The 2647-nt window shown below is 66.2% G+C and carries 1 protein-coding gene and 3 pseudogenes; 3 read left to right on the top strand and 1 reads right to left on the bottom strand.

Going from position 1 to position 2647, the window contains the following annotated elements; translation table 11 throughout:
* Positions 1-96: 96 nt before the first annotated feature.
* A pseudogene (locus ACFWU3_RS36425) lies at positions 97-469 on the top strand (transposase); the annotation flags it as partial.
* A 19-nt stretch (positions 470-488) separates the two neighbouring features.
* Here ACFWU3_RS36425 and ACFWU3_RS36420 read toward each other — a convergent pair.
* Positions 489-992 carry a hypothetical protein gene (locus tag ACFWU3_RS36420; protein WP_384445899.1) on the bottom strand — a complete coding sequence of 168 codons (504 nt, stop codon included), beginning with the start codon at positions 990-992 and terminating at the stop codon, positions 489-491.
* 563 nt (positions 993-1555) lie between these two features.
* Here ACFWU3_RS36420 and ACFWU3_RS36415 point away from each other — a divergent pair.
* Positions 1556-1734: pseudogene (locus ACFWU3_RS36415) on the top strand (IS5/IS1182 family transposase); the annotation flags it as partial.
* Between the two features lie 53 nt (positions 1735-1787).
* Positions 1788-2647, top strand: a pseudogene (locus tag ACFWU3_RS36410) (IS5 family transposase); the annotation flags it as partial.

The raw sequence follows: 2647 nt of genomic DNA, 5'->3' as shown, positions 1-2647 counted from the left end.
CCCGCTACGAGAAACGGGCCTACGTCTACCTCGGTACCGTCACCCTCGCAGCACTCATCATCTGGCTCCGCACATGATCCGAGAAACAGCGCCTAGGTCGTCATCGACGCCGCCACCCGGCGCGTCGTCGTGGTCGGCCGGCCGCTGCCTGGCGACCGCAACGACTGCAAGGCGTGGGAGCCGTCCGGATCCGAGGACGCCGTCGGCCGCACCACCGTGATCGCCGACGGGGGCTATAGGGGCACCGGCCTGGTCATCCCGCACCGCCGTGAGCACGGGCAGAGCGAACTGCCCGGCCTGGAAGGAAGAGCACAACGCTTCCCACCGCCAGGTCCGCGCCCGTGTCGAGCACGCCTTCGCCCGCATGAAGACCTGGAAGATCCTCCGCGACTGCCGGTTGAAGGGCGACGGCGTCCATTACGCGATGAGCGGCATCGCCCGCCTGCACAACCTCGCACGCAGCCGATAGGCGAGCAGTAGATGAGGACCTACCCTGCCCAGACTTCCGGCCCTTGCTTGACGATGACGAGTCCGTACGCCCGGTCGGAGGGCCAGAGATCCACCTGATACAGGAAGTGGTCACCAGGACCGCCACCAGTGCCGCCCGGTGGTGGTCCGGCCGGGACGTAAGAGACCCGAACACGGAGCAATCCAGCGGGAACGGCCAGGCTCGGCCCGTCGGCAGGATCGGTCCCGGGACTGGACATGGTGAGCTGACCCGTGGGGGCGTCGAGGTCGGTCTCCACGATGTGCTCGGCCGCCGGGTCCGTCATTGGCGCGCAAGCGTGAACAGTGATGAGCGACTCGACCATGTCGTCCCGAGCCGTGCCGACAGAGATCGAGTGCGGTTCAACCCCGATGCGGTGAACGTAGACCGCTTCGTCCGTCCAGCCTGCGGGTGCCAGGTCCGGGTCCATCGCGTGCTCGGCGATCCACGTGTCATAGGGATCAAGGTCTTGGACGTAGAACTGCCCGTGATCGGCGTCGATCATTAATCTCAGCGAAGCATCAGCCACTCGCGGAGACTATCGAAGCCGACGTGGGCTGCTGAGACAGGTGTAACCCAACTGGTCAGCCCAGGGCAGACGAGACCAGGTGGCCACCGAACCCCGCCTCGATCGCTCAGTCGACCACGTGTTCCAGAGCGGCACCAGACCCGTTTGCGGGACAGCCCTTAGCCACAAACGCCGACCCGTTGGCCCGGGCACGTGACCATGAAGCGCGGCTCACCCGGCTCCTCGCAGTCAGCTGGGTATTCGCCAGCTCCGCCAGCGCACTGGTCTGCATCGTCGCGCTCGCGCTCGACTGAGGCAGCCATTCCAGGTGCAGGCCCCACGAGCCCGCAGACAGCCCAACAGGCGAGCACCCGCGCTCAGCATCACAGACAAATCCCAGCAACCGGCCACGCCCCGTGAAGCCACCCGGCACCACACCGTCTCCGCCTGGCGATCGATCGCGTCTCCGTCAGCCAGACCCGCTCGACACGGGTCGTATTACTTGACCAGAAAATCGTAGAGCTGATGCCGAAAAACTTGGACTAAGCACCGAGACCCGCTCCGGGCTCGGCACCCAATGCTGGCTCGTGGAGCGCGCGTTCGCCCACCTACACTGGTTCCGCCGCCTGCGGATCCGCTGGGAGACACGCGACGACATCCACGAAGCTTCCTCACTCTCGGATGCGCATTCATCTGCCGGCGGCGACTGCGCTCCGTGTTGAGCGGCACCGTCGGCTAGGGTCTGTCCGACGAATCATGAGACCTCCTCGCCCTGGGCTCGTTGACGTGTCCATGGGGCGGGGAGATCTGTCGAACGAGAATGGGCGCGGCTGAAGCCGCATCTGCCGAAGTCGGCTAAGCGGGGCGGTCGTTGGGAGGGGCATCGCAGGATCATCAACGGGATCCTGTACCGGAACCGCACCGGGCTGCCGCGGTGGGATCTGCCTGCGCGTTTCGGCAAGTGGAAGAACGTGTACGAAAGGCACCGACGGTGGTCGGCCGACGGCACGTGGGACCGCCTCTTCGCGGCTGTACTGGCCGACGCCGACGCTGAGGGCCGTATCGACTGGTCGATGGTGAGCGTGGACTCCACCTCCTGCCGGGCCCACCAGCACGCCGCTGGGGCCCGCAAGAGACACCCGCGGTTGCCGGGAAAAGATCAACACCCCGGCAGCATCGCCCTGATAAGGGGCTTGGACGCTCCCGGGGCGGCCTGACCTGCAAGATCCACCTTGCAGGAGAAGGTGGACAGCGTCCCCCGACTCTGCTGATCACTCCAGGTCAATGGGGCGACGCCCCGCAGTTCGTCCCCGTCATGGAACGCATCCGGGTGGGGCGCCGCGAAGCCGGTCGCCCTCTCACCCGCCCGACCATGTTGGCGGCGACAAAGCGTATTCCTCCCGCCGCTACCTGCGACGACGCCAGATCAAGCACACCATCCCTGAGCCGAAGAACCAGCGTGCCAACCGCCAGAGCCGGGGCAGCAGAGGCGGCTGGCCCACCGGCTTCGGCAAGACGATCTACAAGCGAAGGAACGAAGTCGAGCGGACGATCAACGCGTTGAAGAATTCCCGAGCCGTGGCGACGAGGTTCGACAAGCGCGCCTACATCCTCCATGGCACCGTCACGGTCGCCTCGATCCGCCTTTGGCT

Source organism: Streptomyces sp. NPDC058685, from assembly GCF_042714725.1.
Classification (GTDB): Bacteria; Actinomycetota; Actinomycetes; order Streptomycetales; family Streptomycetaceae; genus Streptomyces.
This window is presented reverse-complemented; position numbering and strand designations above follow the sequence as displayed.

Excerpts from the sequence above, each read along its gene's own strand:
- ACFWU3_RS36420 (WP_384445899.1), bottom strand. The coding sequence starts at position 992 with ATGATCGACGCCGATCACGGGCAGTTCTACGTCCAAGACCTTGATCCC.